Below are 25,310 nucleotides of genomic sequence, written 5' to 3'. Positions count from 1 at the left end.
GAGGGGATGAGGCATCACTTCACCCCTCCCCAACCCTCCCCTGCAAGCAGGGGAGGGAGTGTCAATGCATCAGGGATTTCCTAACGCCCTCGCGGCCACGCCGCCAGCAGCGCCCAGATTCCGCCCAGTCCGGCGATCCATGCGGACGCGGGAACGGACCAGAATCGCGGTCCACCCGCCTCCAGGCCGTACAGCACCGCGGCGCAGATCAGCAGGCCGACGCCGAGCACCGCCGCCACCGTGCGTCGCTGCGCCAGGCGGATGGTGCGGTTGAGTTCCACCAGGTCGCGCGAATTCAGATTCAACTCGTGCCGCCCCCCGACCTGCTGCGTGAGCCAGGCGTGCAGCAGGCGCGGCATTTCCGGTGCGTGCGTCACCAGTTCCGGCAGGCGCTTGCGGAATTCGCTCGCCAGCCGTTGCGGGCTGTAGCGCTCGACCAGGATGCGCTGCAGCACCGGCCGCGCGACGGCCCAGATGTCGAGCTTGGGATCGAGCTGGCGACCGACGCCCTCGATGTTCAGCAGCGTCTTCTGCAGGAGGATCAACTGCGGCTGCAGTGTGAGTTCGTAACGCTGCGCCGTGCGGAACAGCTTGAGCAGCACCTCGGCCAGCGAGATCTCGCTCAGCGGCCGCGTGAAGTACGGCTCGCAGACGGCACGCACGGCGGCCTCGAGTTCGTCGATGCGGATGTGCGACGGCATCCAGCCGGCGCGCACGTGCAGCTCGGCGATGCGACGGTAGTCGCGGTTGAAGATCGCCATGAAGTTCTCGGCGAGGTAGTACTGATCCTCGTCCGAGAGCTGGCCCATGATGCCGAAATCCAGCGCGATGAAACGCGGATTCGCGCGGCGCGACGGATCGCTGTCGACCCAGATGTTGCCGGCGTGCGCATCGGCGTGGAAGAAGTTGTCGCGGAACACCTGCGTGTAGAACACGCGCACGCCCTTGGCCGCCAGCGCGCGCCGGTCGATGCCGGCGGCGTCGAGCGCGGGGATATCGTCCGACGGAATGCCGTGCACGCGTTCCAGCGTGAGTGCGCGCTCGGCCGTGTGCGTCCAGATCACCTCCGGCACGTACATGTCGTCGCTGTCCTGCCAGAAGCGGCGCAGCACGCTGGCGTTGGCGCCTTCGCGCTGGAGGTCCAGTTCGGCGGCGAGCGTGTTCTCGACTTCCTCGACGATCGCGCGCGGGCGGATCTTGTCGGCACTGGGATGCGTGCGATCGACGATGCCCGCGACCGCCTTGAGCAGCGCGATGTCGCCTGCGATCTGCTTCTCGATGTCCGGGCGCAGCACCTTCACCACGACCTCGCGCGAGACGCCGTTGGCATCCGGCGGCAGCGTGGCGGCGTGCACCTGCGCGATCGAGGCCGAGGCCAGCGGCGTGGTGTCGAACTGCACGAACGCCTCGCTGACCGGACGCCCCAGCGCCAGCTCGACGATGGCGCGCGCGGCCTGGCCGTCGAACGGCTTCACGCGGTCCTGCAGCAGCGCGAGTTCCTCCGCCACGTCCGGCGGTACCAGGTCGCGTCGGGTGGAGAGGATCTGGCCGAACTTGACGAAGATCGGGCCCAACTCCTGCAAGGCCATGCGCAAACGCGCGCCGCGCGAGAGGCACGCGACTTCGCTGGTGGCACTGGGCACGAACGGACGCGCGAGCTTCAACCAGCCTTCCACGGGCGTGTCGTCGAGCAGGTCGTCCAGGCGATAGCGCAACAGCACGCGACCGATGCGCCAGGCACGGAAGACCGGCTTCATGCGGCGTCCCCGGCGCGTGCGCGCAGGCGCGTCACGCGTGCGGCCAGGCGCTCGACGTCGTCGCGCAGCGTGTCGACGTCGTCGTGGAACGCGTTGAGTTCCTCGCGCGGCACGACGTCGCGCGATTCCTCGGTGACGAACTCGGCGGCGTTCACCGCGAACGCGCCCGCCGCGCCGCGTGCATGACGCAGCCCGGCGGCCACCGCATTGGCGACCTGCACGCCGGCGATCTCGCCGAACACGCGAACGAACGGTTGCTGCCAGTCCGGATCGAACCTTTCGGCCAGCTTCTGCAGGCGACGCGCGAGATCGGCGTCGCCCTCGATACGGAGTTTGCCAACGGGCGGCGCGTCGTCATTGCGCAGGAACGGCAGCTGCGAGAGCAGCCCGCCCAGCGTGGCGCGCACCGACAGATCCGCCTCTTCGTCCTGCACCGGGCCGACTTCGAGCCGTTCGCCCGCCACGCGCACCTGCAACGCCAGCGCCGGCGCGGACAGGCGCAGCACGACGCGGCGGCCATCGAGGGCGCGCAAGCTGTCGCGGGTGTCGGGATCCAGCGCGAGGGCGCGGTTGAGGGCGGTTTCCAGGGCGCGCCCGGCCAACGGCTTGAGTGAGGCCAGTGGCGAGGAGGTCGGGTCGGTCATGCGGTCATTGTAGCCGCGACCCGCCCGCCTTCCCGGCGGGAGACTCTCGCGCCGGACGGCCCGGGGGGTGGGGCCGTCCGACGCGGGCAAAGCCAGTTCGTCAGACGCGGCGGCCGCGCAGCATCGAGATGACCGCCAGGACCAGGAAGACGACGAACAGGATCCAGGCGATGTTGGTGGCCGCGCCGGCGATGCCACTGAAGCCGAGCACGGCGGCGATGATCGCGATGACGAAGAAGATGACGGCGTAGCTGAGCATCGATGTACTCCGGGCGCGGTGCGCCTGACTGGGTGCGATCGATGCTAGGCACGACCCGGTCGTCGAAGGGTGACGATCCGCGCGCGACTCACCCGCCCGTGCAGGCCGCCTTCAGTCGGGTGAGACCCTCGTGAATGCTCACGCTCGGCACATAGCCGAAATCCTGTCGCGCCGGCGCCATGTCGTACCAGTGCGTGGTGCTGAGCTGCTCGGCGAGGAATCTCGTCATCGGCGGCTCGCCCTTGAGCGGCAGCGCGTGCCACAGGCCCTCGCAGGCGACGCCCACCGCGTACGCCACGCCGAACGGAATCGTCTTCGTCACCTGCGGTGCACCGGCGGCGGCGAGCAGGCCGTTGACGATCTCGCGCACGGTGCGCGGCTCGCCATTGCTGATGAAGTACGCGCGGCCCGCGCAGGCCGCGCCGACGGCGAGGTGTTCGCAGGCATCGAAGTGCGCCTGCGCGGCGTTGTCGACGTAGGTGGTGTCGATGCGGTTGTTGCCGTCGCCGACGAAACGCAGGCGCCCGGCCTTCGCGCGTTCGACCAGGCGCGGCAGCAGCTGGTTGTCGCCCACGCCCCAGATCAGGCGCGGGCGCAGCGCGACGGTGGCGAGCGTTGCGTCGTTCGCGGACAGCACGAGTTTCTCGGCGACCTGCTTGGTCGCCGCGTACGGCGCCTTGAGGTGGTCGCCATAGGGCACGGCATCGGCGGTGCCGCCTTCGACCGGATGCGTCTTGCGATGCGTGACGCTGGGCGTGGACGTGTAGACGAGGCGGTCGATGCCGTGCGCGCGGCAGGCGTCGATGACGTTCTGCGTGCCGACGACGTTGGCGAGGTGGTAGCTCTCGTAGCTGCCCCAGGCGCCGGCCTTGGCGGCGTTGTGGAAGATCGCCTCGCAGCCTGCGGCGGCGGCGATCACCGCGTCGCGCTGCGCGAGGTCGCCCTGCACCTGCGCCACGCCGAGGCGGTCGAGCGCGTCGTAGCGGCCGCGGTTGAAGCTGACGACCTCGTGGCCGCGCTCACGCAGTCCGCGGCACAACGCCTGCCCGAGGAAGCCACCACCGCCGGTCACCAGGATCTTCATCGCGCGCCCCTTTCTGCAAAGGCGACACGATAGCGGGGAGGTGTGTGGGCTTCAAAGCTGCGGGCTATTCGTTCTCCCGGAGCCAGACGCCGTTTCCTGCTCCGATGATGCCCCCTTCTCCCCTCGTGGGAGAAGGTGCCCCCGAAGGGGGCGGAAGAGGGGGCGCGCGCAGCGCGTGCTTCAACGCCCCTACCCCTCTCCATGGCCGCCTTCGGCCGCCTGTCGCTCTCAGCCCTGCACTCCCTTCGGTCGCCTCAAGGGGAGAGGGACGACGTCATGCACCGCTGATGCGGCCGGCGACCCACACCGCCAACTTCTCCCGACCAATCTTGGCGTTGTGGCGGATGTCGACCGGGAATTTCGGATGGACGAGGAACGTGTCGATGCGCGCGGCGTGGGCATGTAGCGCGCCGATCGCACGCAGTTCGCGCTCGATGCGCTGCCATTGCCCCGCGTCCACGCCCGGCGCCAGTTCCACGCACAGCACCGGCCGCTGCGCGCCGATCGCGCCGACGCCGACCAGCGCGGTTCGCCGGACATCACGATGCGTGTTGAACACCGGCTCCACCTGCTCGGTGTACAGCGGCCCGTCGGCAGTTTCCACGCGGTGCGACTTGCGCCCGCAGAACCACAGGCGCCCTTCCGCGTCGAGATAACCGACATCGCCCATGCGATGCACGATGCGCTCGCTGCCGTCGGGAAGGCGTTCGCCGATCTTCGCCAGCTTCGTCTGCGCGTCGCGGTTGAAGTAGGTATCGGTGACGGTGGGACCGGCGACGGTGATCTCGCCGACCACGCCTTCTTCAACGGGCTGCGTGTCGTCCCACTGCGCGATCGGCGCATCGGTGATGGCGATGATGCGCACTTCGTTCGGCGCGACCGCGCGGCCCACGCAGGTGCCGGCGCCGGATTCGGTGGCCTCGCGCGTGGACTGGAGTTCGCGGCTTTCGATCACCGCCACCGGCAGGCATTCGGTCGCACCATAGGGCGTCCAGAAGCCGGCATCGTCGGGCAGCAGTTCGCGCATTTTCGCCACGACGTCCGCCGGCACGGGCGCGCCTGCCGAGGTCACGCGCTTCACCGTCGGCAGCTTCGCTCCGAAGTTCGCCAGCACCGCCATCAACGCGGGCGAGCCGAACAACTGGTCCACGCCGAAGCGTGCGATCGCGTCGTGCAGCTTGCGCGGATCGGCGAGCGCCGGCTTGGTCGGATCCATGTCGGGGATGATCGAAGTCAGGCCGAGCGCGGGGTCGAACAGCGCGAACGGCGGGAACGTCGGCAGGTCCACGCCGCCGGACTGGATGCCCAGCGCGTCGCGCAGCATCGCGATCTGCGCGACGAATTGGCGATGGCGATACACCACGCCCTTGGGCACGCCGGTGGAGCCGCTGGTGAACAGGATCGCGGCGACGTCGTCGGGTTGCGTGTCGGCGAGTTGCGCGCCTGCGTTCGCGCCTTCGCGCTCGACCTGCGCCAGCGTCGCGTCGGACAGCCACGCGCGCGCGCCGGTGGTGATGCGGATTCGCGCCGACGGCGCCCAGCGCAGCACGGTGCGCGCCACGTGCGCCAGCGGAATGCCGATGAACGCTGCCGGCTGTGCTTCGTCCAGGCATTGCTTCAGCGCGCGCTTGTCGATGCCCGGATCGACCAGCACCGGCACGGCGCCGGCCTTGAACAGCGCGAACATCAGCAGGAAGAACTCCGGCGAGGGACGCACCATCACCACCGTGCGCGTGCCGCGCACGATCCCGCGCCGCGCCAGGCCGGCGGCGATGGCGTCGCTGCGGGCGTCCAAGTCGCGGTAGGTCAGGGTGAGGTCGAAGCGCGCCAGGCCGTCCGGCCCGCGCGTGCCGGGGCAGCGCATGGCGATGCGGTCGGGGAAGCGGGCGGCCAGTTCAGGCAGGTTGGCGGCGATGTTGCACACGTCGGTCATGGATTCATTTTCGCCTGAACCGCGCGGCCCTTGCGCATGGCGCGGGAAGTCTCAAAATTCCGCACCCGGCCGAGCGATTCCGGACCCGCGACGGTCCAACCCATGCAACACCCCTGTCTGACCTGCGGCGCCTGCTGCGCCTACTTCCGAGTGAGCTTCCACTGGTCCGAGGCCGACCCGGCGCTGGGCGGCGTGGTGCCGTTCGAACTCACGCAGCCGCTGCGCACGCACGAGCGCGTGATGAAGGGCACCTCGCAGCCGAACCCACGCTGCATCGCACTGGACGCCGACATCGGCCGCTACAGCCGCTGCACCATCCACGACCGGCGCCCGTCGGTGTGCGCGCTGGTACCGGCGTCGTGGGAGTTCGGCGCGGCGAGCCCGCAATGCGACAAGTCGCGCCTGGCCCACGGGCTGCCGGTGCTGACGCCGCAGGACTGGGTCGGCGTGAGCGAGGACGAGAAGAATCCGTTGCCGGAGGGTTGAGGGCGCTTTAGCCCCTCTACTTCGGTGGCTTTAGCCCCTCTCCCTCCGGGAGAGGAGGTGGGGTGAGGGTCGGGGCGAGCGAGCACGCTTGTTCCAGCTTTCGCTGGAATGACGAGAGAGGGCGGCGGGCGTGACAGCCTGGGTCCCGGCCTTCGCCGGGATGACGACTTCGGTGGGGCCTGCTTCGGCGATGCGCACTCCGCTTCGGGCACGCCGCGCCGTGGCAACGCATCGGCGCTCGCCGACGCCGCCTTGCTACAGCGGATTGCCGTCCAGGAACGCCCGCATCTTCGGCACCAGCTCCTCGCCCTTGTCTTCCATCACGTAATGGCCCGCGTCCTCGAACGCGTGCACCGTCGCCTGCGGCAGCGCGTCGGTGAAGCCCTTGAGGAAGTGGTGGTCGAAGACGAAATCGCGCAGACCCCAGGCGATGAACGCCGGGCGGTCGGCGTACTCGGGCAGCTTGCGGCCCATCGCCTGCACCAACGGCCAGGCGGCGTCGCCTTCGCCCAGCGGGATGTCCTGCACGAAGCGCGAGGTCGCGACGCGGTTCGCCCAGGTGTCGTACGGGCCGACGTAGGCGCGGCGCACGTCGGCCGGCATCTTCTTCTCCACGCCGACGAACGAGGCGATGGAGGAGAACGCATTGAAGCCGCGGATCAGCAACGTGCCCAGCGCGAGATCGCGACCCAGCACCAGCGATTTCGGCAGAGGCTTGCTCGCCGGCAGCGGGAACGAGCCGGTGTTGGTGACGATGAGCCGGCGGATGCGCGCGGAATGCTTCAAACCCCAGCCGAAACCGATGCCGCCGCCCCAGTCGTGCACGGCCAGCGTGACATCGCCGGTGATGCCCAGGTGGTCGAGCAGCGTTTCGACATCGTCGATGCGCGATTGCAGCGTGTAGCGGTAACGGTCGTCGCCGGGCTTGTCCGACAGGCCCATGCCGACGTGGTCGGGCACGATGCAGCGGTAGCGATCGCGCAGGCCGAGCACGAGCTTGCGCCAGTAGAAGCTCCACGACGGATTGCCGTGCAGCATCACCACGACCTCGCCGTCGCGCGGGCCTTCGTCGAGGAAGCTCATCGCGATGCCCGGGCGGACATCGAAACGGTTCGGCGTGAAGGGATAGTCGGGAAGCGGCAGGCGGATCGTCATCGTGTTCGCGAATTCGTGCGGGCAAGAAAAACCCGGCGCGCGGCCGGGTTCTTCGGTGGTGCGAAGGCGTCGCTTACCAGACCACTTCGGCCATCGAGCAGTTCAGGCCCGAGCCGATGCCCAGCAGCGCAACGCGCGTGCCCTTCTTCAGGCGGCCGCCGTCGCGCAGCTTGCTCAGCACGATCGGCACCGAGGCCGGGCCGATGTTGCCGTGCTCGCCGAAGATGGTCAGCACCTTCTTCGGGTCGATGCGGAACGCCTTGAGGAAGGCCTTGGTGTGCGCCTTGCTGACCTGGTGGATGACGAACTCGTCGAGCTCCTCCACCACCCAGCCCAGCGCGGCGCGCGCGGCGGTAAAGGTCTTCTGGCCGAGCTTGAGCCCTTCGATCATCAGCATGCGGCCGTCGGCGATCATGCGGTCGTGCACGAGGTCGCCGCGGCACAGCTGGTTCCACTCGGTGGCCGAGCGGGTGACGCTGCCGCGGTAACGCGGCGCACCCGGCGCCAGTTCGCTGCGCGCCAGTACCATCGCGGCGGCGCCGCTGCCCAGCGTGAGCGTGGCCATCTCGTCGCGGAACTGCTCTTCGGTGACGTCGTCGCGGCTGAGGCGATCGAGCGTCTTCTCGTACGCCAGGTCGGCGGTCTCGCCGTTGACGACCAGGGCGTAGTCGATCTCGCCGCGCTCGATCATGCGGCTGGCGATGTCCATGCCGTTGAGGAACGCGAGGCACGCGTTGGCGACGTCGAAGTTCTGGCAGGTGTCGGGCAGGCGCAGATTGCCGGACACGATGGAGGCCGTGGACGGCTCCAGGTAGTCGCGGCTGACCGAGGTGTTGACCAGCAGGCCGACGCGGTCGGCGTCGATGCCGGCATCGGCCAGCGCCTTGACGCCGGCGAGCGTGGCGGCGTCGGAGGCTTTGACCTCGCCGTCCCACAGGCGGCGTTCGCGAACGCCGGCGACTTCCTCAAGCACGTTGTACTTGATGCCGAGGCGGTCGAGCGTGGGCCTGAGACGGGCGTGGATTTCGTCCGAGGTCAGCCGGCGGGGTGCATCGATGTGAGCAAGACCGGCGATGGCAACGTGCTGGAACAACATGGGCGGCTGACCGGAAACGGAAAAGAACACGCCATGTTAACGCTTAATCTGGCCCGCCAGCCATTCGGTGCCGAATGGTGGGGCGGATCGGCCGACGGGCGGCGTGGCGGGGTTCAGCGCTGTGACGAGGCGGTAGACGGAAACCTCCCCTCGGCACCCATCTCCTACATAAGAAGACGGGCGCATCCGACGCGTGCGCCGGTCAGCCGCCGATGGGGTAGGTCTGCGCGCTGCCGGTCGCCTTCGGTGCCGCCGGGAGCGACGCACCGCGACCCGCACCGCAGCGCCAGGCCGCGAAACGCTGGGAACCGTTGAGCGGCGCGCCCATCGGCTGCACGGTATCGGCCTGCAGGCCTTGGGCCTCGTTGCGGGCCATGGTCTCCAGTTCCTCGCGCACGCGCAGGTCGTTGCGCTCGTAGAAGGCGACCTTGTTCTTGACCGTGACCTCGACCTCGCCGCGCTTCTCGCAGCCGGCCGGCGGGCCGCTGCCGTCGATCACGCGCACCGAGGACGCGCCGGGCGCCATGTCCACCCAGGTGCAGCCGCCGGCGACCAGCGCCGAAACCAGGACCATCCCCCACATCGACTTACGCATCGTTACCCCGTGATTCGTGCGGCGCGGACGCCGCGCAGCAAACATGAATAGGAACGGGCGCGATTGTCGCCGCACCGAGGCAGGTTGTGAACGCCAACCCGTGAACCGCGACTGAGGCCACCGCCGCGGTTTGCGGTTCCGGGCCGATAGCCCCCGGCAAACGGCCGGGGAGCTGTGCCGGATCAGGGCTTGGCGGCGATCGTGTTGCCGTCGGCGTCGAGCACGTGCACCTCGCCCAGGTTCAGCGCGCGCACGAGTTTTTCGATCTGCTTGAGATCGCCGACCACCACCCACGTCAGCGCCTTGGGATCGAGCGTCGCCGCGGCCGCCTTCACCTGCTCCGGCGTCAGGGCTTCGATCTGCGCCTTGCGCTGGAACACGTAGTCGTCCGGCCGGTCGTAGCGGACGATGCCGCTGATCGCGCCCAGCACGGCCGAACCGGTTTCGAACGCGCCCGGCAGGCTGCGGATCTCGGTGGCCTGGATCTTCGCCACTTCCTCCGGCTGCGGCGGCGCCTTGCCGCTGGCGTAGTCGGTGATCTCGCGCTGCAGTTCCTTCAGCGAATCGGCGGTCTTGTCGATCTGCACCGGCGCGAAGGCCATCCACGGGCGCTGGCCCAGCGCGTTGGCCGAGAAGCTGTAGGCGCCGTAGGCCCAGTGCTTGCCCTCGCGCAGGTTCATGTTCAGACGCGAGGAGAACTCGCCGCCCAGCACCGAGTTGGCGATGTCGAAGCGCACCGAATCGGCGTCCTTGGTCGAAGGCACGACTTCGCCGGCGAAGATATTGGCCTGCACGGCGCCCGGCTGGTCGATCAGGAACACGCGCGGCTTCGCGGGACGGGCGACCTCGCCGATCTGCGGTCGCGGCGGCGCGTCGCCCGTGGGCTTCCAGTCGCCCAGGTGCTTGTCCAGCAGCGGGACGATTTCCTTCAGCGTGGTGTCGCCCACCACGATCAGCGTCGCGTCCTGCGGACGCACCCAGTCGCGATGGAAGTCCACCAGGTCATCGCGCGTGAGCGAGGCGATGGACTCCTCCGTGCCGCTGCCGCTGAACGGCATCGCGTACGCATGGCCCTGGCCGTACAGCAGCGGCGGCAGCACGCGCAGCGCGGCGCCGTTGGGGCGGGCCTTTTCCTGCTTGATGCCGGCGATCCAGGTCGCCTTCACGCGGTCGATTTCCTTCTGGTCGAAGCGCGGCTCGCGCAGCATCTTCGAGAACAGCGCCACCGACGGATCCAGGTTCTGCTTCAACGCCGACAGATACGCCTTGCCGCCGTCGAGCGAGGCGCCCGCGCCGAGGTTGGCGCCCAGCGATTCGGCGCGATCGCCGAAGGCCAGCGCGTCCAGCTCGCCGGCGCCTTCGTCCATCATGCCCATCGCGAAGCTCGAGGTGCCCAGCTTGCGGCCCTGGTCGGCGCTGAAGCCGCCGGTGAACTCGTAGCTCATCTGCACCACGGGGATGTCGTGGCGTTCGGCGAGGATGACGGTGGTGCCGTTCTTGAGCGTGGCGCGCTGCAGCGAGGGGAATTTCAGGTCCGGGTAGCGCGTGGTCTGCGGCACGCCCAGGCTGCGGTCGACCGTCGCGGGCGTGGTGGTGTACTTCGCATCCACCGGCGGCAGGGTCAGCGGCGCGGGCGTGACCGAAGCGTCCTCGGCGACGGCCGTGCGATCGCCCGGCACCACGACGAGCGTGTGGCTTCCCTTCGTCAACCAGGTGTTGGCGACCTTGCCCAGGTCGGTCGCGCTGGCGGTGTCGATGATCTTCAGGCTGTCGCGGAAACAACCCGGGTCGCCGGTGTATACGGTGCACTCGGCCAGCGCGTCGGCCTTGCCGCCGGAGCCGCCGATGCGCTCGATGCCCCGCACGAAGCCGGCCTTGAAGACGGTGCGCGCCTGTTCGAGTTCCGTCTTCGTCGGACCGTCGCGGAGCAGCTTCTTCAGCTCCTCGTCGATGATCGCCTCGACCTTCGCCGGATCCACGCCCTGCTTCACGTCGGCGGTGATGACGAAGTTGGAGCTCAGCTGCATCGGGTACGCGGCCGCGGACACGTTGTCGACCAGCTTTTCCTCATGCAGCAGTCGCTTGTCCAGGCGCGAGGACTTGCTGCCGCCCAGCACCTGGGCGAACAGCTGCAGCTTGTCGAATTCCGGCGTGCCGACCTGCGCCACGTTCCACACGCGGTGGATGCGCGCCTGCGGCACCTTGTCGGTCATGGTCGCGCGGGTGGACTGCGCCAGCGGCGCGACGTCCACCTTCGGCTGCGCCATCGTCGGCGTGGCCGGGATGTCGCCGAAGAAGCGCGTGACCTTTTCCTTCGCGGTGGCCACGTCGATGTCGCCGGCCAGCACCAGCACCGCGTTGTTCGGCCCGTACCAGGTGCGGAACCAGCCCTTCACGTCATCCAGCGAGGCGGCGTCCAGGTCGGCCATCGAGCCGATCGTGCTGTGGTGGTACGGGTGCGTCTTGGGATACAGCGCCTTGCCCAGCGCATCCCAGACCTGGCCGTAGGGCTGGTTCTCGCCCTCGCGCTTTTCGTTCTGGACCACGCCGCGCTGCTCGTCGAGCACCTTCTGGTCGATCGCGCCGAGCAGGTGGCCCATGCGGTCGGACTCCATCCACAGCGCCATGTCGAGCGCGGTGGTGGGCACGTTCTGGAAGTAGTTGGTGCGGTCGGAGTTGGTCGTGCCGTTCATGTCGGTCGCGCCGACCAGCTCGAAGGGTTCGAAGTACTCGCCGCGGTGGTTCTCCGAACCGTTGAACATCAGGTGCTCGAACAGGTGGGCGAAGCCCGTGCGCCCGGCCGGCTCGTCCTTGCTGCCGACGTGGTACCACAGGTTCACCGCCACGATCGGCGCCTTGCGGTCGGTGTGCACCACCACGCGCAGACCGTTGGGGAGGGTGAACTCCTCATAGGGAATGTCGACCGTCGCCTTCGGCGCGGCGGTCACGGTCGCCGGCGCGAAGGCGACGCCGGTGAAGGTAACGGCCAGGGCCAGGGCGAGCGCGGCAGCGCGCGGGCGGGACGACAGCGACATGGGGGGACTCCTTGGAAAAAGCGGGGCCGGGCCGGAAGGCCAGGCCGGTCCAGCATCCTAGCCGCGCGTCGTGAACGGCGGCACTAGGCCACAAGTCCCGAGCCGAGGTGTCAATTTCGTATCGATACAGCCGGGCCCGATGCGGTGATCCGGGGTGCGGGCCGGCATCGAAGCGACGGCTCCACCCCATCCTCCCTAGACTGGGCGTCCCTTCCGGCCGGACGCCCGCGATGTCGCCCACCCAGCGCACTCCCCGACGCAGTCTGGTCACCGGCGCCAACCGGGGCCTCGGCCTGGAATTCGTCCGCCAGCTCCTGGCCGCCGGCGACCATGTCGTCGCCACCAGCCGCCACCCCGGCAAGGCCAACGCCCTCAACCAGCTCGTCGGCGAGCATCCCGGCCGCCTGCATGTGCTGCCGCTGGACGTGGCCGAACCGAAAACGCACGCCGAACTGGCCCGCGAACTGCCGCTGGTCATCGACGGCATCGACCTGCTGGTCAACAACGCCGGCGTGCTGCATTCGGGCGAGCGCTTCGGCCACGTGCCGCCCGCGCAGCTGGACGACAGCTTCCGCACCAACGCATCCGGGCCGTTCCTGCTCACCCAGGCGCTGGCCGAACGCCTCGCCGACGGCGCCAAGGTCGCGAACCTGTCGTCGGTGCTGGGTTCGATCGAGGCGGTGGAGGGCTTCTACACGCCCAGCTATGCGATGTCGAAGGCCGCGCAGAACATGGGCACCGCGTTGCTGGCCTCCGCGCTGCGCGAGCGCTCGATCACGGTGGTGGCGCTGCATCCGGGCTGGGTGCAGACCGACATGGGCGGCAGCGGCGCGCAGATCCCGGCGACCGAATCCGTGCGCGGGCTGCTGAAGGTCATCGACGGGCTCAAGTCCGCCGACAGCGGCCGCTTCATCGACTACCGCGGCAAGCCCGTCGCGTGGTGACGCGCGCCGTGTCGCGGGCGATCATGCGCGCATGTTCGACGTCATCCTGTTCCAGCCGGAAATCCCGCCCAACACGGGCAACGTGATCCGCCTGTGCGCCAACACGGGCGCACGGCTGCACCTGATCGAACCGCTGGGGTTCACGCTGGAAGACAAGCAGCTCAAGCGCGCGGGGCTCGACTATCACGAGTACGCGACCTTGCAGGTGCACGCCGACCTGTCCGCCGCGCTGGCGACGATCACCGCCGCCAACGGCAAGCCGCCGCGGTTGTTCGCGCTGAGTACGCGCGGGACGGTGCGCTTCGATACGCCGCGTTACGAAGCGGGCGATGCATTCCTCTTCGGCCCGGAGACGCGCGGCCTGCCGACGGACGTGCTCGAGAGCGTCCCCGCCGCGCAGCGCCTGCGCCTGCCGATGCGACCGGAGAACCGCAGCCTCAACCTGTCCAACGCGGTGGCGGTGGTGGTGTTCGAGGCGTGGCGGCAGAGTGGGTTTGCGGGGAGCGCGTAGGGCCTCCGCGCAGCTCCTTCTTTCCGTCATCCCAGCGAAAGCTGGGATCCATTTTGATTTGTCTCGACGCGCTCATCGGAAAGCAAGATGGATCCCAGCTTTCGCTGGGATGACGGCGAATGTGAGAACGCGAGCATCGAGGCGCATTCGGCCTGGATCCCGGCCTTTGCCGGGATGACGGCTCATCGATGCCGCTGCGATCTCAACCCTCGGCGTGCTCCGCAGCCTCCGCGCCGCTCGCCGCCACCGCGCCCGTCGGCGCATGCAGATAATCCAGCGTCACCTGCAGCAGCGCGCGCAGGCCCAGGTCCAGCGCCGACTCGTCCAGCGCGAACTTCGGCGAGTGGTTGCTCGGCGCCGTCACCGGGTCGATGCCCTTGGACGTCGCGCCGACGAAGAAGAACATCGCCGGCACTTCCTTCGCGTAGAACGAGAAATCCTCCGCGCCCATCTGCAGCGGCGGTTCGATCACGTTGGCCGCGCCGGCCACGGCCTGCAGGCTCGGGATCATGCGCGCGGTCAGCGCCGGATCGTTCACCGTTACCGGGTTGCCGTCGCTGTCGGGCACGTTCGCCACGGCGGTCGCGCCGTTGGCGGCGCTGACATGCTCGGCCACGTTCTTCAGGTCGCCGAAGATGCGCTGGCGCATGCCCTCGTCGAAGGTGCGGATCGTGCCGACCAGCTCCACCTCATCCGGAATGATGTTGTAGCGGATGCCGCCCTTGATCGCGCCGAAGCTCACCACCGCCGGCAACTTGGCGATGTCGGTGCGGCGGCTGACGATGGTCTGCGCCGTGCCGATCACGTCGGCCGCGGCGACGATGGGATCGATGCCGCCCCACGGACGCGAGCCGTGGGTCTGACGGCCCTTCACCTTGATGGTGAACTTGTCGGACGCCGCCATCAGCGGCCCCTGGCGCACGCCGATCTGGCCGACCGGCAGCGTCGAGAACACGTGCAATCCGAACATCGCGTCAGGCTTGAAGTCCTTGAACAGGCCCTCCTCCAGCATCAGCGATGCACCGCCTTCCTCGCCGTCGGGCGCGCCCTCTTCCGACGGCTGGAAGACCAGCATCACCGAACCAGGCAGATCGGCCTTCATCTTCACCAGCGCATCGGCGATGCCGAGCAGGATGCCGGTGTGCGCGTCATGGCCGCAGGCGTGCATCACGCCGACCGTCTCGCCGCGGAACGTCGCCGTGGCCTTCGACGCGAACGGCAGGTCCACCTGCTCGGTCACCGGCAGCGCGTCCATGTCGGCGCGCAGCGCGACGCGCGGGCCGGGCTTGCCGCCTTCGATGATCGCGACCACGCCATGGTGCGCGATGCCGACCTTCGGCTTCAGGCCGAGTGCGCGCAGGTGCTCGGCGACCTTGGCGGCGGTGCGCTCCTCGCGGTTGGACAGCTCCGGGTGCTGGTGGAAATCACGCCGCCAGGCGACGACCTTCTGCTGCACGGCCTTGGCGGCGGCGACGACTTCGGGCCGCTCGCCGGCAGGCGCGGTCTGCGCGTGTGCGAACAAGGGCGTGGCAAGCAAAGCGCTGCTCAGCAGCGCGGGCATCAGGCGCATCGACGGAACTCTCCCCGGTTGGTCCGTCGATCCTAACGCACACGACTTTGCCGGATTGGGTAGCCCGGGTAAGCGAAGCGCACCCGGGAGCCCTCACGCTCGACCCCGGGTGCGCTTCGCTTACCCGGGCTACGTCGGGCTTACTGCGCGCCGCGCAAATAATCCAGCGCCACCTGCAACGTCACGCGCACGCCGACGTCCAGCGCCTGTTCGTCGAGCAGGAACTGCGGCGAATGGTTGATCGGCGCCTTCGCCGGGTCGGTGCCTTTCGCCGTGGAGCCGACGAAGAAGTACACGCCCGGCACCGTGTTGGCGAACTGCGCGAAGTCCTCCGCCACCGTCACCATCGGCATCTCGACGACGTTCGCCTCGCCCACCGCGCGTTGCAGCGAGGGGCGCACGCGCGCGGTCAGCGCCGGATCGTTGACGGTCGCCGGCGCGTTGGCGGCGACATCGAGCGTCGCCGTTGCGCCGCTGGCATGGGCGAAATCTTCTGCCGTGCGCCGGAAGCGGTTGATGATGTCCTCGCGCTGCGCCGCATCGAACGTGCGCAGCGTGCCGACCAGCTTCGCTTCGTCGGGAATGATGTTGAAGCGCACGCCGGCGTTGAACTGGCCGGCGGTCAGCACCGCTGGTGTCGCGGCGATGTTCACCTGGCGCGCGATCAGGCTCTGCGTGCCGAGCAGGATCTGCGCGGCGACGGTGATCGGGTCCACGCCGTCCCACGGCCGCGAGCCGTGCGTCTGCTTTCCGCGCACCGTCAGGCTCCATTCGTCCGCGGCGGCGAGCATCGGCCCGCTGCGCACGCCGACCTGGCCCACCGGCAGCCCCGCCCAGACGTGCAGGCCGAAGACAGCGTCGGGCTTGAAGTCGCGGAAGACGCCTTCGTCCAACATCAACTCCGCGCCGAAGTTCTCGCCGGGATTCGGCGGGCCTTCTTCCGACGGCTGGAAGACGAACATGACTTCGCCCGGCAGCGTCGCCTTCTGCGCGGCGAGCGCCGTCGCCACACCGAGCAGGATCGCCACGTGCGCGTCATGGCCGCAGGCGTGCATCACGCCCACGTCCTGGCCACGGTAGGTGGTCTTCACCTTCGAGGCGAACGGCAGGCCGGTCTGCTCGGTCACCGGCAACGCGTCCATGTCGGCGCGCAGTGCGATGCGCGGTCCGGGCTTGCCGCCCTTCAACACGGCCACCACGCCCGTGTGCGCGACGCCGGTCTTCACTTGCAGGCCGAGCTTGCGCAGCTGGTCGGCGACGAGCTTGGCGGTGCGGACTTCGTTGTTGCCCAGTTCCGGATGCTGGTGGATGTCGCGACGCCAGGCGACGACGTCCTTCTGCACGGATTGTGCGGCGGTGGCGATGTCCGGCGTTGCATCGGACGACTGCGCGAAGGCGGGCGTGGCGAGCAGGGAGGCGATCAGGACAGGCAGCAGGTGCGGGCGCATGGCAGGAGGATCGGTGGGAATGGACCGATCCTAGCGGCTGCGGGCCGTCCGGACGATGCGCGGTCTGGCGCGCACACGGCCATGCGCGACTGAGGACATGCCCCAACGTCATATCCAACGCCGGCTTTTGCCCCTCTTCCCCGCGCCCTCATCCGCCTGCCGGCACCTTCTCCCGCCAGCTCCAGTAGCCCGGGCAAGCGCAGCGCACCCGGGGAACGACGCGCAACCCGGGTGCGCTGCGCTTACCCGGGCTACATACCGAAAGACGCGTCCGTCAGTCCTTCTTCGCCTTCGCGAACGCCGCGGCGAGCGCGTTGTTCATCGGCGGCGGCGTGTTCGTGCGCGCGGCGTTGAAGCCGCCACCGCGTGCATCGCGTCCGCCGCGCGGCGCACCGCCTCGCGGTGCATCGCGATCGTCGCGACCGCCCGCGCGCGGCGCCGGCGCGCTGTCGTCCAGGCGGCGCGTCAGTGCGATGCGCTTGCGCGCCACGTCGACCTCCAGCACTTTCACCTTGACGATGTCGCCCGCCTTCACCACTTCGCGCGGATCCTTCACGTACTTGTCCGACAGCGCGGAAATGTGGATCAGCCCGTCCTGGTGCACGCCGATGTCGACGAACGCGCCGAACGCCGCCACATTGCTCACCACGCCTTCCAGGATCATGCCTTCGCGCAGGTCCTTGATGTCCTCCACGCCATCGGCGAAGCGCGCGGCCTTGAACTCCGGGCGCGGGTCGCGGCCCGGCTTTTCCAGCTCTTTCAGGATATCGCGCACGGTCGGCACGCCGAACTTCTCGTCGGTGAACTGCTCGGCCTTCAATCCGCGCAGGGTCGGCGCGTCGCCGATCAGCGACTTCACTTCGCGACCGCACTGCTTGAGGATGCGCTCCACCACCGGGTACGCCTCCGGGTGCACCGACGAGGCGTCCAGCGGCTGGTCGCCATCGGCGATGCGCAGGAAGCCGGCGCACTGCTCGAACGTCTTGTCGCCCAGGCGCGGCACTTTCAGCAGTTCCTTGCGCGACTTGAACGCACCGTTGGCGTCGCGGTAGACGACGATGTTCTGCGCGATCGTCGACGACAGCCCCGACACGCGCGTGAGCAGCGCAGCGGACGCGGTGTTCACGTCCACGCCGACCGCGTTCACGCAGTCCTCGACGCGCGCGTCCAGCGCGCGCGCCAGCTTGAACTGGTCCACATCGTGCTGGTACTGGCCCACGCCGATCGCCTTGGGCTCGATCTTCACCAGCTCCGCCAGCGGATCCTGCAGGCGCCGTGCGATCGACACCGCGCCGCGAATCGACACGTCCAGGTCCGGGAATTCCTTCGCCGCGAATTCCGACGCCGAGTACACCGACGCACCGGCCTCGCTGACGACGATCTTCTGCATCTTCGCTTCCGGTGCCAGCTTGATCAGATCGCCGGCGAGCTTGTCGGTCTCGCGCGAGGCGGTGCCGTTGCCGATGGCGATCAGTTCCACCGAATGCTTCGCGCACAACGCGCGCAGGATCATCAGCGACTGGTCCCACTGGCGCTTGGGTTCGTGCGGATAGATCGTCGCGGTGTCGACGAGCTTGCCGGTGCGATCGACCACGGCGACCTTCACGCCGGTGCGCAGGCCCGGGTCGAGGCCGAGCACGGCCTTCGGCCCGGCGGGCGCGGCCAGCAGCAGGTCCTTGAGGTTGTCGCCGAAGACGTCGATGGCCTCGCTTTCGGCCTTCTCGCGCGCCTGCGCGAACAGGTCGAGCGTGAGGTGCAGGTGCAGCTTGGCCTTCCACGTCAGGCGGCAGGAATCCACCAGCCACTTGTCGGCGGGGCGACCCTGCGCCTTGATGCCGGCGTGCACGGCCACGCGGCCTTCGCCCTGCAGGTGGCCGGCGTCGGCGTCGGTGCCCGGATCCAGATCGATGAACAGGAATTCCTCGCGACGCCCGCGGAACAGCGCGAGCAGACGGTGCGAGGGAATCTTCGCCAGCGGTTCGGCGTGGTCGAAGTAATCGCGGAACTTCTCGCCGGCGGTCTCCTTGCCTTCGGCCACGCGCGAGCGGATCACGCCGACCTCGCCGAGCCAGTTGCGAAGCTCGCCGACGAGCGCGGCGTCTTCGCCCCAGCGCTCCATGAGGATCGCGCGCGCGCCGTCGAGCGCGGCCTTCGCGTCGGCCACGCCCTTCTCGGCGTCGACGAAACCGGCCGCGACGGCTTCCGGAACCTGCGTGGGATCGGCGAGCAGCCCGTCGGCGAGCGGCTCCAGCCCGGCCTCGCGCGCGATCTGCGCGCGCGTGCGGCGCTTTTGCTTGTACGGCAGGTACAGGTCTTCAAGGCGTGCCTTGCTGTCGGCCGCTTCGATGTCCGCGCGCAGCGCGTCGGTCATCTTGCCCTGCTCCTCGATGCTGCTCAGCACCGCGGCGCGGCGGTCTTCCAGTTCGCGCAGGTAGGTCAGGCGCGTTTCGAGGTTGCGCAGCTGCGTGTCGTCCAGGCCGCCGGTGACTTCCTTGCGGTAGCGCGCGATGAAGGGAACGGTCGCGCCTTCGTCGAGCAGTGCGATGGCGGCCTGCGCCTGCTGCGTCTGGGCGTTGATTTCCTCGGCGATGAGGCGGGCGATCTTTGCGGCGACTTGCTTGAGGTCCTGCATTGCTTCCAATCGTCTGAGCCCCGGCGGGGCCGGGCGGAACGGCGATTGTCGCAACCGGGGCGGGTTCGCGCACGCCTTGACAAGCCGTTCGGCGTCGCTCGCATTTTCGGAAGTATCTGATGGGATTCACCTGACCAGGACGCCTCACTCGTAGCGGCCGCAAACGTGCGCGGCCATGCCAAACAAAGGATTGCGATATGAATACGACGACATTTCGGCGGTTCGCTCGATTACTGCGCAAGACGCGCTGCTGCGTTGCATCTCGGGAGGTGCCGCATGGCCGGTGGTAAGGAGGGCCTGATTCGCCTCGGGGACCCCGTAGAAGGCGGCGGGAAGATGCTGCAGGCCAGCGGCGGGCCCCTGTTGATCGTCGATGGCGTGCCGGTCGTGCTGGAGGGCGACCTGGGTTGGTGCGACACGCATCAAGGCCAATATCCTATCGGCGACGGTGATCCCCAGCGCTCGGTCAACGGGCGCGGCGTGGTATTCGACCGCGCACGCTTGGCCTGCGGCTGTTGCGTGCTGTCTTCGGTCAACTATCAGTGGGGGCGCGATTCGCCCACTTCGCCAGGCCATGCAGACGCGTGGTCGAGAGGGTTCGCACCTTCTCCGGCCGACGGGTCGGAGCCCGCGCGCTTTGTGGGGGCGCGCGCCTCGTCGACATCGCGCATTCAAGTCGCCCTGCGCATCGCCATCTTCCAGGACGGCACGGGCAACAATGCCGGCAATGTCGCGCGCGGCACGGAGTGTTATCCGCAAGAGCTAGGCATTTTCAGCCAGGAAGAGGACACCGCGTTCCGCGCTTGCCTGCGCGAACGCGGCATCGACAACATCAGTTATGCGAAAGATGCGACGAATGTGGCGCGGCTGTATGACTTGTATGCCGAAACGCAGTCGCTGGAACAGGCACAGGCGCAGCCCGATGCCCAAGGGCGTCCTCGCTTCTGCGTACGTGTCTATGTGGAGGGGCCTGCCACCCGCGACGGGGAGGCGGACAACCTGATCGGTTCGGGGTTGGGCACGGGATCGACGGGGGTGCTGGCGAAGGTTGCGGAGGCCCTGGCCGGAGTGTCGGACGCGATCAGGCGTGCCCGCGCAGTTGCTGGTGACGATATCGAGATTGTGGCTATCGAGTACGACATCTTAGGCTTCAGCCGTGGCGCGGCCGCCTCGCGCCACTTCGTCAACTTGATCCGCAAAGGCATGGCCGGCCCGGTCGGGCAGGCGTTGCGCAGCGGTGGCGCGATCTTCAAACCCGGCTTTTCCGACGCGGACGTCAAGCTGCGCTTCATCGGCCTGTTCGACACCGTGGCCGCCATCGCCGGACCGGACGACGGCTTCGATCCCAAGGACGACCACAACCATGGCGTGCATCTGTACCTGCCGCCCGGCTGCGCCGATCGCGTGGTGCACCTGACCGCACGCGACGAGCACCGCGCCAATTTCGCGCTGAACTCGGCCCAACCGGATTTCGCCGACATCGGCCTTCCGGGCGTGCATTCGGACATCGGCGGCGGCTACCGGCCTTTGGAGTGGGAGAACACGCTGCTCACCGCGCCCGTGGGCTATGAGGAAGCCGAACACACGCCACTGGAGGCCAGCCGCGCGTGGCGTGAGGCCGAGCAGCGCGCGGGGTATTGGCGCTCGGGCGGCTGGGTGGGCCAAGACAACAGCGGACAAGTGCAGCCCGACGCATGGGCCGTGGTGTTCCAGAAGCGTGAAGCGGGCTCATCGAGCGTGGTTCCGCGTCAGGTGCGCAAGGTCTATGCGCGGGTGCGCATGACCCGCGTCGTGCGCGGTTCGTACTCGCTGGCGGTGTTGAGGGTGATGTATGCGCTGGCCAACGAGTCAGGCGTTCCGTTCGACAAATCGCCCGATGACGTCCCCGCGCTCGCACTGCCGGAGGAACTACGTCCGATCACGAACAAGATGATCGTCCACGCGAAAGGCCCGGGAGGCCAGTTGCGGCTCCCCCCACAGGACGAGGCGCTGCTGCGTCGCCACTACTTGCACTACAACGCCGACTGGACGATCAGAGAGAACATCCGCAACGGCCCGAAGTTCGTCTTCCCATTCCGTCCCACCGACAACGGGCAGCGCAGTGTCCATGCAAACAAGCCCGATTGAGGAACGCTCGATGAAGAACTGGATGTTCGCGCTACTGATCGCTATGACATTGTCTGGGTGCACATCGGCGACACGACCTTCGCCGAATCTTCCCTACCGCAGTTGGTCGATGGGATACGCGACGCCTTGGTGCATGGAGGCATGGGTAGAAGACACCGTCGTCGAAGACACGCAGGGCCGGCGTTTCCGGGGAGCCACCGGCCTGGTGCCCATGAGCGGCCCAACGAAAGGGTGGGCGCCCCGTCGGCGGTGGCTTTCCTATCAATGGAGCCGCCTTGCCTACGCGCATCTACGTGCGCTGGCAGTCGCTTGTTGAGCCACAGACCTATCGCATCACATTGACGATTCCGGACCATGCACGGCGGCTGATGCTGCAAAAGGGTCAGGACGTGCATTACCCGGATCAATGGGAATACCGCCGCGATCTGATCATTGGGCTGGCACCAGGCGGGAAGGTGGCGCTGTGGATCGGCGGCCCAGGTGTCAGCGCGGTGGAAATCCTCCGCGCTCAGGCGGAAGTGGAGCCACTTGGACCCGACTTGGGGCAACACGGGGGTAAGTACGTGACTCTGTCAGAGCAAGCAAAGCAATACATCCAGAAGAACGGCATCCCCTACGACAGTTGGTGAACCCAAAAACGCGCCGCCGTCGTCTTCGATGGCGGCGCGTTTCGATGCGTTCCGCTCCACCGACGACGGGAAGCGCGGCACCTATGACAACAAACCGGACTGAGGCCATCCAATGAAGAAATGGATCATTGCGCTGCTGATGTCGGCGACATTGGGCGGCTGCGTGTCATCCGCGTCGCGACTGCCACCGCGCCCCGCACTTCCCTACGACGCTTGGCATCTTGGCGTCATGGTTCCCGCCTACATGGAAGCGTGGGTGGAAACCGTGGATGTGGTGGACACGCGCGGCCTGAGGTTCCTTGGCGCGTATACCGGTCTCCCGGTGCAAGGCCGAACGACGCGGGGCTGGAGCGGCGGCAACTATGGTCGCAAAGTGGTCGGCGCGGATCTGCCGCAAACGTTGTACGTGCGCTGGCAATCGTTGGTGGAGCCGCAAACGTATCGCGCCGAACTTGTCATTCCGGCCAGCGCGCGAGAGCAGATGCGTCAGCGGCATCGCGTCGACTGCAAGGTTCCTGAAGCCGGCTATCACGACAGCGTTCTAGTCGGCGTCGCTCCGGCAGGAGCGATCCGTGTGTGGCTGATCGGACCGTGTCTGAAAGACCTCGAAATCCTCCGCGCCCAGGCGGAGGTGGAGCCATTGGGCCCCTATTCCGGGCAGTCCAGCGGGAAGTACCGGCCTTTGTCAGAGCAAGCAAAGCAATACATCCAGAAGAACGGCATCCCCTACGACAGTTGGTGAACCCAAGACGCGCCGCCGTCGTCTTCGATGGCGGCGCGTTTCGATGCGTTCCGCTCCACCGACGACGGGAAGCGCGGCACCTATGACAACAAACCGGACTGAGGCCATCCAATGAAGAAATGGATCATTGCGCTGCTGATGTCGGCAACATTGGGCGGCTGCGTGTCATCCGCGTCGCGACTGCCACCGCGCCCCGCACTTGCCTACGACGCTTGGCATCTTGGCGTCATGGTTCCCGCCTACATGGAAGCGTGGGTGGAAACCGTGGATGTGGTGGACACGCGCGGCCTGAGGTTCCTTGGCGCGTATACCGGTCTCCCGGTGCAAGGCCGAACGACGCGGGGCTGGAGCGGCGGCAACTATGGTCGCAAAGTGGTCGGCGCGGATCTGCCGCAAACGTTGTACGTGCGCTGGCAATCGTTGGTGGAGCCGCAAACGTATCGCGCCGAACTTGTCATTCCGGCCAGCGCGCGAGAGCAGATGCGTCAGCGGCATCGCGTCGACTGCAAGGTTCCTGAAGCCGGCTATCACGACAGCGTTCTAGTCGGCGTCGCTCCGGGAGGAGCGATCCGTGTGTGGCTGATCGGACCGTGTCTGAAAGACCTTGAAATCCTCCGCGCCCAGGCGGAGGTGGAGCCACAAGGGCCAAGCCAAGGGCAAACCAACGGCCAGTACGCCTACACGTTCGAGCAGTTGGAACCAGCCACGCAGCGCTACATCAAGGAATACGGCATCCCCTACGACAGTTGGTGAACCCAAGACGCGCCGCCGTCGTCTTCGATGGCGGCGCGTTTCGATGCGTTGAGGCAACGGCCCGAAGTCCACCTTCCCGTTCCGCCCCACCGACGACGAGAAGCGCGGCATCCAGGGCAGCAAGCCGGATTGAAAGTCGCAGGATGAAGCCATGTGGCCCGGGCAAGCGCAGCGCACCCGGGGCCTCGGGCGCGCGACCCGGGTGCGCTGCGCTTGCCCGGGCTACCGACATGGGCTACTGCGGCGGTGCGAGCAATTCCTGTGCGTCGAGGAAGCCGTCGCGGTTGCGGTCCTGGCGGGCGAAGCGTTCGGCCAGCGTCTGGCGGTGGTCGGCCAGGCTCACCGGCGTGCCGCGGCCGCCGGGCAGTTCGTCCACCGACAACATGCCGTCGCGGTTGGCGTCCATGCGCGTGAACGCGTAGCTCAACCAGTCCTGGTATTCGACGAGCGAAACGCGGCCGTCGTGATCGGCGTCCATGCGCGCGACGTAGTCGGTGCTGGCTTCCACGGCAGGACGATCGACTTGCGGCGCCTCGGCCGGCGCCTGCGCGGGCGCGCTCGGCGTGCGGCCGGACAGGTTCATCGGGATCGATTGGGCGTTCGCATTCGCGGCGCATGCCAGCGCCACGCACAAGAAAAAGCCCGCGCGTTGCGGCGCGGGCTTGTTCGGAACGGCGCGGTCCATCGCCATCGAAACGACGGTCAGGCCGTGCGTGCCGGCGCCAGGGCGTAGCCCTTCAGGCGCGCGGAGAACGCCTGCAGCGCCTGGATGCCGCTGGCCTCGGCCTCGGTGCACCAGGCGTGCAGCTTGGCCAGCGTGGCCTGCGCGTCGTGCGAGCGGTCGTCGAGCACCTGCGCCAGACGCTGGCGGAAGTCAGCCAGCGTCGCCATCTTCGGGCGTTCGGCCAGCCATGCCTGCAGCTTGGCGCGCTTGTCGTCGTCCAGCCAGCGGCCGTCGTCGGCCAGGCCCTGGCGCAGATTGCGCGGCAGCTTGAACTTCGCCTCGCGCAGCGCCGGCAGCGTGACGTTGCGGTAGTAATCGGTCATCGCCTGGAAGCGGATCGCCAGCAGCGCGCGCAGCGTTTCACCGTCGGGCATGGCGATGTTGGGGCGAACGTCGAGCGTCGGCGCCACGCGCAGCACCTTGGCCAGGCCGACCTTCTCCAACAGCTTGATCGCGCTCCAGCCGATGTCGAACTCCCACTTGCGCAGCGCGAACTTCGCCGAGCTCGGGAACGCATGGTGGTTGTTGTGCAGTTCTTCGCCGCCGATCCAGAAGCCCCACGGCGTGAGGTTGGTCGCGGTGTCGGTGGTCTCGAAGTTGCGGTAGCCCCACCAGTGGCCCAGGCCGTTGACGACGCCCGCGGCCCAGAACGGGATCCACACCATCTGGATCGCCCACGCCGCCACGCCCATGAAGCCGAACAGCACGATGCTGATGGCCAGCATCAGCACCGGGCCCATCGTCGCGTGCGGGGTGTAGAGGTGGCGCTCGATCCAGTCGTCCGGGCAGCCCTTGCCGTACTTCTCGATGTCCTCGCGCTGGCCGCGCGCTTCGCGGTACAGCTCCACGCCGCGCCACATCACCGTGTCGATGCCCTTGAACTGCGGGCTGTGCGGGTCTTCCTCGGTCTCGCACTTGGCGTGGTGCTTGCGATGGATCGCCGCCCACTCGCGCGTGATCATCGAGGTGGTGAGCCACGCCCAGAAGCGGAAGACGTGCGCCAGCACCGGATGGAAGTCCACCGAGCGGTGCGCCATCGAACGATGCAGGTACAGCGTGACGGAGAGGATCGTCAGCTGGGTGACCACCAGCAGCCAGATCAGCATTTCGCCCCAGCTGGCCTGGACCAGGCCGCCGGCGAGGAAATCGAGCAGGGAAACGGACATTTACTTCGGCTCCGGGGATT

Annotated in this window: 19 protein-coding genes and 2 pseudogenes; 7 read left to right on the top strand and 14 right to left on the bottom strand. The window is 68.1% G+C overall.

Translation table 11 applies throughout. The features are described 5' to 3' along the window. Positions 1–80 precede the first annotated feature (80 nt). The 5 genes from ubiB to oleC all read right to left on the bottom strand — a co-directional run bounded on the left by ubiB (position 81) and on the right by oleC (position 5,677). On the bottom strand, positions 81–1,757 hold the full coding sequence (ubiB, locus tag JI752_RS14385) for a ubiquinone biosynthesis regulatory protein kinase UbiB (protein WP_216965232.1): 1,677 nt from the start codon (positions 1,755–1,757) through the stop codon (positions 81–83). Next, entirely contained in the window at positions 1,754–2,401 is a 648-nt protein-coding gene (locus tag JI752_RS14380; protein ID WP_216965230.1) for an SCP2 sterol-binding domain-containing protein, read from the bottom strand. Before JI752_RS14380 ends, ubiB begins: the two co-directional genes overlap by 4 nt. A 100-nt stretch (positions 2,402–2,501) precedes the next feature. Continuing rightward, on the bottom strand, positions 2,502–2,660 hold the full coding sequence (locus JI752_RS14375) for a DUF1328 domain-containing protein (protein ID WP_137833591.1): 159 nt from the start codon (positions 2,658–2,660) through the stop codon (positions 2,502–2,504). Positions 2,661–2,748: 88 nt separating this feature from the next. Beyond that, positions 2,749–3,744 (bottom strand): 2-alkyl-3-oxoalkanoate reductase, encoded by a 996-nt coding sequence (gene oleD, locus JI752_RS14370; protein WP_216965229.1) that lies wholly within the window; start codon positions 3,742–3,744, stop codon positions 2,749–2,751. A 274-nt stretch (positions 3,745–4,018) separates the two neighbouring features. Continuing rightward, positions 4,019–5,677, bottom strand: coding sequence for an olefin beta-lactone synthetase (gene oleC / locus JI752_RS14365; RefSeq protein ID WP_216965227.1), 1,659 nt, complete (start codon positions 5,675–5,677; stop codon positions 4,019–4,021). A 102-nt stretch (positions 5,678–5,779) separates the two neighbouring features. Here oleC and JI752_RS14360 point away from each other — a divergent pair, with 102 nt between their 5' ends. Next, positions 5,780–6,163 (top strand): YkgJ family cysteine cluster protein, encoded by a 384-nt coding sequence (locus JI752_RS14360; protein ID WP_216965225.1) that lies wholly within the window; start codon positions 5,780–5,782, stop codon positions 6,161–6,163. Between the two features lie 255 nt (positions 6,164–6,418). On the opposite strand, the gene JI752_RS14355 is transcribed toward JI752_RS14360, so the two are convergent. The 4 genes and pseudogenes from JI752_RS14355 to JI752_RS14340 all read right to left on the bottom strand — a co-directional run bounded on the left by JI752_RS14355 (position 6,419) and on the right by JI752_RS14340 (position 12,044). Further along, positions 6,419–7,318 (bottom strand): alpha/beta fold hydrolase, encoded by a 900-nt coding sequence (locus tag JI752_RS14355; protein WP_216965223.1) that lies wholly within the window; start codon positions 7,316–7,318, stop codon positions 6,419–6,421. A gap of 73 nt (positions 7,319–7,391) precedes the next feature. Continuing rightward, positions 7,392–8,414 carry a 3-oxoacyl-ACP synthase III gene (locus tag JI752_RS14350; protein ID WP_216965221.1) on the bottom strand — a complete coding sequence of 341 codons (1,023 nt, stop codon included), beginning with the start codon at positions 8,412–8,414 and terminating at the stop codon, positions 7,392–7,394. Between the two features lie 280 nt (positions 8,415–8,694). Further along, positions 8,695–9,009, bottom strand: a pseudogene (locus JI752_RS14345) (DUF4156 domain-containing protein); the annotation flags it as partial. A 182-nt stretch (positions 9,010–9,191) separates the two neighbouring features. Continuing rightward, positions 9,192–12,044: a pitrilysin family protein gene (locus tag JI752_RS14340; protein ID WP_216965217.1), complete on the bottom strand. Its 2,853-nt coding sequence runs from the start codon at positions 12,042–12,044 to the stop codon at positions 9,192–9,194. 230 nt (positions 12,045–12,274) lie between these two features. Here JI752_RS14340 and JI752_RS14335 point away from each other — a divergent pair, with 230 nt between their 5' ends. Both JI752_RS14335 and JI752_RS14330 read left to right on the top strand, forming a co-directional pair. Beyond that, positions 12,275–12,988, top strand: coding sequence for an SDR family oxidoreductase (locus tag JI752_RS14335; RefSeq protein ID WP_216965215.1), 714 nt, complete (start codon positions 12,275–12,277; stop codon positions 12,986–12,988). Between the two features lie 31 nt (positions 12,989–13,019). Then, the gene (locus JI752_RS14330; protein ID WP_216965213.1) at positions 13,020–13,499 is read left to right on the top strand and encodes a tRNA (cytidine(34)-2'-O)-methyltransferase; all 480 of its coding nucleotides are present in this window, start codon (positions 13,020–13,022) and stop codon (positions 13,497–13,499) included. 202 nt (positions 13,500–13,701) lie between these two features. On the opposite strand, the gene JI752_RS14325 is transcribed toward JI752_RS14330, so the two are convergent. The 3 genes from JI752_RS14325 to JI752_RS14315 form a co-directional block, all read right to left on the bottom strand. Next, positions 13,702–15,069: a M20 family metallopeptidase gene (locus JI752_RS14325; RefSeq protein WP_216965211.1), complete on the bottom strand. Its 1,368-nt coding sequence runs from the start codon at positions 15,067–15,069 to the stop codon at positions 13,702–13,704. Positions 15,070–15,209: 140 nt separating this feature from the next. Then, entirely contained in the window at positions 15,210–16,517 is a 1,308-nt protein-coding gene (locus tag JI752_RS14320; RefSeq protein WP_216965210.1) for an amidohydrolase, read from the bottom strand. Positions 16,518–16,791: 274 nt separating this feature from the next. Further along, the gene (locus tag JI752_RS14315) at positions 16,792–19,149 is read right to left on the bottom strand and encodes a Tex family protein (protein WP_216965207.1); all 2,358 of its coding nucleotides are present in this window, start codon (positions 19,147–19,149) and stop codon (positions 16,792–16,794) included. Between the two features lie 276 nt (positions 19,150–19,425). Between JI752_RS14315 and JI752_RS14310 the strand changes: the two genes are divergently transcribed. The 4 genes and pseudogenes from JI752_RS14310 (at position 19,426) to JI752_RS14290 (ending at position 23,400) form a co-directional block, all read left to right on the top strand. Beyond that, complete coding sequence (locus tag JI752_RS14310) at positions 19,426–21,276, top strand: DUF2235 domain-containing protein (protein ID WP_216965205.1); 1,851 nt, start codon at positions 19,426–19,428, stop codon at positions 21,274–21,276. Positions 21,277–21,530: 254 nt separating this feature from the next. Continuing rightward, positions 21,531–21,905 (top strand): annotated as a pseudogene (locus JI752_RS14300) (DUF2931 family protein); the annotation flags it as partial. A 112-nt stretch (positions 21,906–22,017) separates the two neighbouring features. Next, positions 22,018–22,647, top strand: a complete 630-nt coding sequence (locus JI752_RS14295; protein WP_216965198.1) for a DUF2931 family protein — start codon at positions 22,018–22,020, stop codon at positions 22,645–22,647. Positions 22,648–22,758: 111 nt separating this feature from the next. Further along, positions 22,759–23,400, top strand: a complete 642-nt coding sequence (locus JI752_RS14290; protein ID WP_216965197.1) for a DUF2931 family protein — start codon at positions 22,759–22,761, stop codon at positions 23,398–23,400. Positions 23,401–23,635: 235 nt separating this feature from the next. On the opposite strand, the gene JI752_RS14285 is transcribed toward JI752_RS14290, so the two are convergent. After that, positions 23,636–23,983, bottom strand: coding sequence for a hypothetical protein (locus JI752_RS14285; protein ID WP_216965195.1), 348 nt, complete (start codon positions 23,981–23,983; stop codon positions 23,636–23,638). Between the two features lie 119 nt (positions 23,984–24,102). Continuing rightward, entirely contained in the window at positions 24,103–25,290 is a 1,188-nt protein-coding gene (locus tag JI752_RS14280) for a fatty acid desaturase (protein ID WP_216965194.1), read from the bottom strand. Between the last annotated feature and the right edge of the window lie 20 nt (positions 25,291–25,310).

It is taken from the genome of Lysobacter sp. MMG2 (assembly GCF_016735495.2).
Lineage (GTDB): Bacteria > Pseudomonadota > Gammaproteobacteria > Xanthomonadales > Xanthomonadaceae > Lysobacter_J.
The sequence above is the reverse complement of the archived record's forward strand: the minus strand, read 5'-3'. Positions and strand labels throughout refer to the sequence as shown.